At 64.0% G+C, this 8,553-nt stretch carries 6 protein-coding genes; all 6 read left to right on the top strand.

Going from position 1 to position 8,553, the window contains the following annotated elements:
• Positions 1-4: 4 nt before the first annotated feature.
• A complete protein-coding gene (locus AC1TPF_RS25675; protein WP_482141923.1) occupies positions 5-1,204 on the top strand; it encodes an argininosuccinate synthase in 1,200 nt (399 codons plus the stop codon).
• A complete protein-coding gene (argH, locus tag AC1TPF_RS25680; protein WP_482145703.1) occupies positions 1,205-2,626 on the top strand; it encodes an argininosuccinate lyase in 1,422 nt (473 codons plus the stop codon).
• Between the two features lie 108 nt (positions 2,627-2,734).
• Positions 2,735-5,701: an AMP-binding protein gene (locus AC1TPF_RS25685; protein WP_482145704.1), complete on the top strand. Its 2,967-nt coding sequence runs from the start codon at positions 2,735-2,737 to the stop codon at positions 5,699-5,701.
• Between the two features lie 4 nt (positions 5,702-5,705).
• Positions 5,706-5,945, top strand: a complete 240-nt coding sequence (locus AC1TPF_RS25690) for a Trm112 family protein (protein WP_482145705.1) — start codon at positions 5,706-5,708, stop codon at positions 5,943-5,945.
• Positions 5,893-6,624, top strand: a complete 732-nt coding sequence (locus AC1TPF_RS25695; protein WP_482145706.1) for a DNA-3-methyladenine glycosylase — start codon at positions 5,893-5,895, stop codon at positions 6,622-6,624. Before AC1TPF_RS25690 ends, AC1TPF_RS25695 begins: the two co-directional genes overlap by 53 nt.
• A complete protein-coding gene (gene tyrS / locus AC1TPF_RS25700) occupies positions 6,621-7,907 on the top strand; it encodes a tyrosine--tRNA ligase (RefSeq protein WP_482145707.1) in 1,287 nt (428 codons plus the stop codon). Before AC1TPF_RS25695 ends, tyrS begins: the two co-directional genes overlap by 4 nt.
• Positions 7,908-8,553: the final 646 nt, after the last annotated feature.

The following is an 8,553-nucleotide window of genomic DNA, read 5'->3' on the forward strand; positions in this document are numbered from 1 at the left end:
CCTCATGGCGGAGCGCGTAATCCTCGCGTACTCGGGCGGCCTGGACACCTCGGTGGCCATCAGCTGGATCGGTAAAGAGACCGGTAAGGAGGTCGTGGCGGTTGCCATCGACCTCGGTCAGGGCGGCGAGGACATGGAGGTGGTTCGTCAGCGAGCCATCGATTGTGGCGCTGTCGAGTCGGTGGTGGTCGACGCCCGGGACGAGTTCGCGGACGAGTACTGCCTTCCGACCATCACCAGCAATGCGCTGTACATGGACCGGTACCCGCTGGTCTCGGCGATCTCACGGCCGCTGATCGTCAAGCACCTGGTGACCGCCGCGCGTGATCACGGCGGCACGATCGTCGCCCACGGCTGCACCGGCAAGGGCAACGACCAGGTCCGGTTCGAGGTCGGATTCGCGTCGTTGGCGCCTGAACTCGACGTCATCGCCCCGGTCCGCGACTACGCCTGGACCCGCGAGAAGGCGATCGCGTTTGCCGAGGAGAACGGCATCCCGATCAACGTGTCGAAGAAGTCTCCGTTCTCGATCGACCAGAACGTGTGGGGTCGTGCAGTGGAGACCGGCTTCCTCGAGGATCTGTGGAATGCGCCCACCAAGGACGTGTACTCGTACACCGAGGACCCGACCACTCACTGGCAGGCTCCCGACGAGGTCATCATCAGCTTCGACAAGGGTCGCCCGGTGGCCATCGACGGACGGCCGGTCAGCGTGCTCGAGGCGATCGTCGAACTCAATCGTCGCGCCGGAGCACACGGCGTCGGCCGCCTCGACGTCGTCGAGGACCGGCTTGTCGGCATCAAGAGCCGTGAGATCTACGAGGCACCAGGCGCGATGGTCCTGATCCGTGCGCACGAGGAACTCGAGCACGTCACCCTCGAACGCGAACTGGGTCGTTACAAGCGCCACACCGATCAGAAGTGGGCCGAGCTGGTCTACGACGGTCTGTGGTTCTCGCCGCTGAAGGCTTCGCTCGAAGCGTTTGTCGATCACACCCAGGAGCACGTCTCCGGTGACATCCGGCTCAACCTGCACGGTGGCCACATCGCGGTCACCGGACGTCGCAGCGGTGAGTCGCTGTATGACTTCAACCTCGCCACCTACGACGAGGGCGACACCTTCGATCAGTCGGCCGCCAAGGGATTCGTTCACCTGCACGGGCTGTCCTCGAAGATCGCCGCGAAGCGGGACCTGGGCCTGTAGATGACCCCGTCTTCAGGTTCCGGGACCAACGAGGGTTCGCTGTGGGGCGGCCGGTTCGCATCCGGACCGGCCGACGCCATGGCGGCCCTGAGCAAGTCGACCCACTTCGATTGGGTACTGGCTCCGTACGACGTCCGGGCGTCGCAGGCGCATGCCCGGATCCTGCACAAGGCCGGACTGTTGTCGGACGACGACCTGGCCACCATGCAGGACGGTCTGACGCGGCTGGCCGATGATGTGCGTTCCGGCGCGTTCGGTCCGGCCGAGTCCGATGAAGACGTCCATGGAGCCCTCGAGCGCGGCCTGATCGAGCGTGTCGGTCCCGAGGTCGGCGGACGGCTCCGTGCCGGTCGTTCGCGCAACGACCAGGTGGCAACGCTGTTCCGCATGTGGTTGCGGGACGCGGTCCGTCAGGTCGCCACCAGCGTGCTCGACGTGGTCGATGCACTGGTCGCCCAGGCGAAGGCGCATCCCGACGCGGTGATGCCGGGTAAGACACATCTGCAGGCTGCACAGCCGGTCTTGTTGTCCCATCATCTGTTGGCCCACGCGCATCCGCTCCTGCGAGATGTCGAGCGCCTCAAGGACTTCGACAAGCGTGCTGCGGTCTCGCCGTACGGTTCGGGTGCGTTGGCAGGGTCGTCGCTGGGACTTGATCCGGCCGCGATCGCCGAGGACCTCGGATTCGACAGCGCTGCCGAGAACTCCATCGATGCCACGTCTTCGCGTGACTTCGCTGCCGAGGCGGCCTTCGTGTTCGCGCTCATCGGTGTCGATCTGTCGCGGATGGCCGAAGAGGTGATCCTGTGGAGCACACCGGAATTCGGCTACATCACGCTCGCTGACGAATGGTCGACCGGTAGCTCGATCATGCCGCAGAAGAAGAACCCGGACGTCTCTGAGCTCACGCGCGGCAAGTCCGGCCGGATGATCGGCAATCTCACCGGATTGCTGGCCACCCTCAAAGCGCAACCGCTCGCGTACAACCGCGACCTGCAAGAGGACAAAGAACCGGTCTTCGACTCGGTTGCCCAACTCCAGTTGTTGTTGCCTGCGATCGCAGGTCTGGTGGGCACGCTGACATTCCACGAAGAGCGCATGGCGGAACTCGCTCCGGCCGGATTCACCCTCGCGACCGACATCGCGGAGTGGCTCGTCCGGGCCGGTGTGCCGTTCCGGGTCGCCCACGAGGTGGCCGGTGCCTGCGTGCGGGCAGCCGAGGAACGTGGTGTCGGACTTGCTGATCTGACCGATGAGCAGTTCGCCGCGATCAATCCGGCGCTGACACCCGATGTCCGCGAGGTGCTGACGGTGGCGGGATCGATCGCTTCCCGTGATGCACTCGGTGGGACGGCCGGTGTCCGGGTGGCGGAGCAGTTGCAGCGACTGGTGGCCAAGGCTACGGAGCACCGCGACTTCTGACCCAGGGAGACTGGGCGCTGAGATGTATGTCTGTGGGTGGCAGGCGATGACGCCGGGTAATATGTGATAGCAGTCACCTATTTTTCGGTGTGGTTCTGAGGGGGGTTTGTGCGAGGCGTTCCCAATATCAAGGAATCCCTTGATCGTGTTGTGGCCACGGCGCAGAACGGGCTCGAGGTCATCCGGTACGGCGGTCTCGAGACCGGGACCCGGCCCGCTCCGTTCCGCGTGGAGGAGACGGTCCCGATGTACCGGCTGCGTCGGTACTTCCCGGACGAGGTGGCCGCGGGTCCGCCTGTGGTGCTCGTACCGCCGATGATGGTGTCGGCGAACGTCTATGACGTCACCACCGACAACGGGGCGGTGAGCATCCTGCACCGGGCCGGACTCGACCCCTGGGTGGTCGACTTCGGTTCGCCGGACAAGGTCGCAGGCGGCATGCGCCGCACCCTCGCCGACCACATCGTGTCCATCGACGAGATCATCGACCGGGTGCGCGCGGTGACCGGCAAGGACGTGCACCTCGCCGGGTACTCCCAGGGCGGCATGTTCTGCTACCAGGCTGCGGCCTACCGCCGTTCCAAGGGCATCGCAAGCATCGTCACCTACGGCAGTCCGGTGGATGTGCTGGGTGCACTTCCCCTGGGGCTGCCCGCGGCACTGGTGACACCCGGGGCGCAATTCCTCGCCGACAACGTGTTCAACCGCATCGCGATCCCGGGATGGCTGGCCCGCACCGGCTTTCAGCTCGTCGACCCGGTGAAGGCGGCGCGCAGTCGGATCGATTTCCTGCGCCAGCTCCACGACAGGGAAGCGCTGCTGCCACGCGAGGATTCGCGACGCTTCATCGAGGTCGACGGCTGGGTGGCGTGGTCCGGACCCGCGGTGGCAGACGTGCTGCGCCAGTTCGTGGTGCACAACCGGCTCGTCGGCGGTGGATTCGTGATCAACGATCAGGTGGTCACGCTCGCCGAGATCACCTGTCCGGTGCTGGCGTTCCTGGGAGAGGCCGACGACATCGGGCAACCGGTGGCGGTGCGGGGCATCCTGCGGGCCTCGCCGATGGCACAGGTCTTTGAATCATCCTTACCGGTAGGGCATTTCGGGTTGGTCGTCGGATCGACCGCGGGCTCGCGGACATGGCCGGGCACCGGGGAATGGGTCCGCTGGATCGACGGATCGGGGGAGCAGCCGGAAACCATCGAGAAGATGCGCGACGATGTCGACCAGGGCGGTGGAACCGGTGTCAGCTTCTCGTCGCGGGTTGCCCACGGACTGGGGTCGGCCGCCGGGGTGGGTGCCGACACCGGTCGCGACATCGTCGGCGCGGCCAGATCGGTCGGCCGGACCGCCGATGCGGTGCGCCGCGAATCGTTGCGGGTGCTGCCCCGACTGGTGAGGCTCGGTCAGATCCAGTCCCGCACAACCATTTCGCTCGGCAAGTTGATGAACGAGAATGCGCGCCGCAACGGCAAACAAGAATTGTTCCTGTTCGAGGACCGCGTTCTGAGTCATCGGCAGGTCAACGATCGGATCGACAATGTGGTGCGCGGTCTCATCTCGTGTGGGGTCCGACCGGGCGAACATGTCGGTGTGCGGATGCAGACTCGTCCGAGCGCACTGGTGGCCATTGCCGCATTGTCCCGACTCGGTGCGGTCGCGGTCATGGTGTCGGCGGGTTCGGAACTGAAATTGTCTTTGCAGCTGGGGGATTGCTCCCTGGTCATCACCGATCCGGCCAACCTCCAGCAGGTGGCTGCGGTTGCCGATCGGGTGCTGGTCCTCGGTGGTGGTGATGAACGGACACTCGCGCAGGCCGATGGCGAACGCATCATCGACATGGAGCAGATCGATCCGGAATCGGTGGAGGTGCCCTCCTGGTATCGGCCCGATCCCGGGCGGGCAGGCGATCTCGCGTTTGTGCTGTTCAGCAAGAATGGCGAAAACCTCGAGAAGTGGCCGGTGACCAACCATCGGTGGGCGTTGTCGGCGTTCGGTGCCGCCTCGGCTGCCGCGCTCAGCGGTAACGACACCGTGTATTGCCTGACACCGTTGCATCATGCGTCCGGACTGCTGACGGCTCTTGGTGGCACCGTCGTCGGCGGTGCGAGAATCGCTCTGTCCGCCGGTCTCGACCCAGACACATTTGCCGCAGAGATCTCTCGGTACGGGATCACGGTGGTCTCGTACACGTGGTCGATGCTCCAGGACATCATCGGGGCCGACGACTTCGCGATCACCGACCACAACACGATCCGGTTGTTCATGGGTTCGGGTATGTCTGCGGGACTGTGGGAGGACGTGAACGAGAAGTTCCCCCGGGCTCGCGTGCTCGAGTTCTTCGCGACCGGCGACGGGTCGGCGATCTTGGCGAATGTGACGGGCACCAAGGTGGGCTCGTCCGGCCGTCCGGTACCAGGTGTCAACGATGTCGCGATCGCCGCATTCGATCTGGCCGAGGGGCGCCTGATCACCGACGACAACGGCTTCGTTCGCGAGGCCCGGGTCGATGAGGTCGGTGTGATGTTGTCAAAAGCCCAGCAGCAGTACGAGTTCGGCGCCACAGTGTTCCGTGATGTGTTCGCGGTTGGCGACCGGTGGCAGCTCTCGGAGCACATGTTCTCCCGCGACGCCGACGGAGACTTCTGGTTCATGGGTCACACCAGTGCGGTGGTCGATTCGACCGATGGATACATCTACCCGCAACCGATCGTGGACGGACTGTCTCGTCTGGTCCAGGTCAAACATGCGGTCGTCTACAAGGTGGGGGAACCGGGTGACGAGATCGCGATCGCTGCGGTGTCGAAACAGGACGGGACCGGTTCGCCGACCGGGTCGGCCCTACGACTGGCTCTGGCCGGTCTGACGCCTGCGCAGCGTCCGCACATCATCTCGATCCTCGACCACATCGATCTGACCTCTTCGTATCGACCGCAGGCTTCGGTGCTCCGGGCCGCAGGCATACCGGCGGCCGGCGCGTCGGTCTGGTACCGCGACGAGGGCGGCAGATACCGCAGACTCACCAAGGCGATCGCCCACGAGTGCGGGTGGGAACCGGGTGCCGGGTACCGTTGACGCCGTGTCACACGAAGCCGGATTGAGTCCCTTGTTGTTGACCTTGCTGGCCTGCCCACAAGATCACGGTCCGTTGCTGGTCATCGGCAACGAGCAGATGTACAACCCACGCCTGCGCCGGGCCTATCGGATCGATGACGGAATACCCGCATTGCTGATCGACGACGCCCGTGACGTCGATGAGGATGAGCATGAGCAACTGCTCTCGCGCGCAACGGCAACAACCGGCCCCGTCGCCGACTGATCGGTTGTCCGCGCCGGTCCTGTTCGATGCCCGCCGGTTGGCCGATGCCACGCCGGTGCAGGCTGCACGCCGCCTGCTCGGGTCCTACCTGGAGGTCGACGGTCCCGGCGGGACGGTCCGGATGCGCATCGTCGAGGTCGAGGCCTACGGCGGACCACCCGGCAGTCGATACCCGGATCCGGCGTCACACGGTTATCGGGGTCGGACGGATCGCAACGTCGTGATGTTCGGCGATGCCGGGCACCTGTACGTCTATCGCTCGTATGGCATCCACTGGTGCGGCAACATCTCGTATGGCCCCGTCGGGCAGTGCGGTGGTGTGCTGATGCGCGCGGGGGAGATCGTCTCAGGCACTGCGCTCGCCCGCACTCGTCGGCCAACGGCGCGCAACGACAATCAATTGGCCTGTGGCCCAGGCAATGTCGGGTCTGCGATGGCAATCGACCGGAGCTTCAACGGTGCGGCGGTCTGCACCGCCGAGTCGCCGGTGCGCTTGTTCCGCGGACCACGCATCCCGGCATCAGCTGTCGGACACGGACCTCGGGTCGGGGTGAGCACCGCGCAGGATCACCCGTGGCGACTCTGGGATGAACGCAGCCCCGCGGTGTCCAAGTACCGGCGGGCCGCACCCCTCCGACTGTCGGTACCGGCCGCCGATGGGGGAGGATCGACTACGTGACCGCAGCAAATCTCGCACCGGCAGACATCCTGGAAGAACTGACTTGGCGTGGGCTCATCGCCCAGAGCACGGACCTCGACGAGTTGGGGAAAGTGCTGTCCGAGCTGACCACCCTCTACGCCGGCTTCGATCCCACCGCGCCGAGCCTGCATGCCGGGCACCTGGTGCCGCTCCTGACATTGAAGAGGTTCCAACGCGCAGGTCACCGCCCGATCGTGCTGGCAGGTGGAGCCACCGGATTGATCGGTGATCCCCGCGACGTGGGGGAGCGGACCATGCAATCCGCCGAGACCGTCGCCGAGTCAGCCCGTCGGATCAAGGGCCAGCTCGAGCGTTTTGTCGACTTCGATGAATCACCGCAAGGCGCCATCGTCGTCAACAACCTGGACTGGACCGGCAAACTGACCGCCGTCGACTTCCTTCGTGATCTGGGCAAACACTTCTCGGTCAACGTGATGCTCGCCCGTGAGACGGTCCGTCGCCGTCTCGAGTCCGACGGTATGAGTTACACCGAGTTCAGCTATATGTTGTTGCAGGCCAACGACTATTTGCAGCTGCACCGGGAGTACGGCTGCGCGCTGCAGGTCGGCGGATCGGATCAGTGGGGCAACATCATCGCCGGTGTCGACCTCACCAGGCGGGTGGATGGACATGCGGTTCACGCGATGACGGTGCCTCTGGTCACCTCCTCGGATGGCAAGAAGTTCGGAAAGTCGACAGGTGGCGGAAGCCTGTGGCTCGACCCGGAGATGACCACGCCGTACGCCTGGTACCAGTACTTCCTGAACACCGCCGATGCCGACGTCATCCGCTACCTGAAGTGGTTCACCTTCCTGGGTCGCGAGGAAATCGCAGAACTCGAGCAGGTCACGGCCGATTCGCCGCATCTGCGGGCAGCGCAACGGCGGTTGGCCGCGGAGATGACCACCTTGGTGCACGGTCAGGCCAACACCGATGCGGTGGAGACCGCCAGTCAGGCGCTCTTCGGTCGGGCCGAGCTCGACAGCCTCGATGAGGGCACTTTGGCCGCGGCGCTGTCAGAGACCACCGTCACGGAGTTCGACGCAGGCTCGACCCCCACGATTGTCGAACTGCTTGTCGCCAGCGGACTGTCCGAAGGCAACAAGGCTGCGCGACGGACCATCAACGAGGGTGGCGCATACGTGAACAACATCAAGATCACCACCGACGACTGGACTCCGGGCGCCGACGATCTGCTCCACGGCGCATGGCTGGTGGTCCGACGGGGCAAGAAGAATCTGGCCGGCGCCAAGATCGGATGAGTTTTTGCGGGCCGGGGATGGATTGTTAGGACGCAAAACCCTCTGACCAGCCGATTTGACGCGCTGCTGACAACCGCGTAACTTTCTTCAAGTCAGCGAGTGAGGCGCCGGAGAGCGAGAGTCCGGAGCGGCCCTAACACCGACAGGAAGTTCTTTTCCTGAAGGAACAACGCAGACCGCCCAAGTGAGAATCAGATCCACCTTCGAGTGGAGCGTTCAAGCGCGGGTGGACCGAGGTTGAGAAACCCGAGCGCCGCAAGCTGGTTACCAGCGTGTTGCAGGAGAGTTTCGAAGCTGGTAGGTTGGGAGACCTGCGCCAGACAGTGTCGGGTCGCAGAACTTCTAAGGTATACAACATAAATATCCCTTCCAGGATGGCATCGAATGCGTATGTCGAAGTTGGTTGCGGGTGTGTTCTTTGAGAACTCGATAGTGTGTCGATGGATTGTTAGTGCCAATTTAGGTGCTGTATGTCTGTCACGGTGACGAAATCCCATTCCGGGGTTTAGTTCAGTGATGGGTGTGTGGTGCCGGCATTAGTTAGATATTATTTTGATCCCATCGCAGGTTTTGAGTCCTGTGGTGGTGTCAGTTTTTGTTTGGTTGGGATTTGAAAATCTCTTCAGAACAGATTTTTTTGAAACTT

The organism is Williamsia sp. Y853 (genome assembly GCF_056786495.1).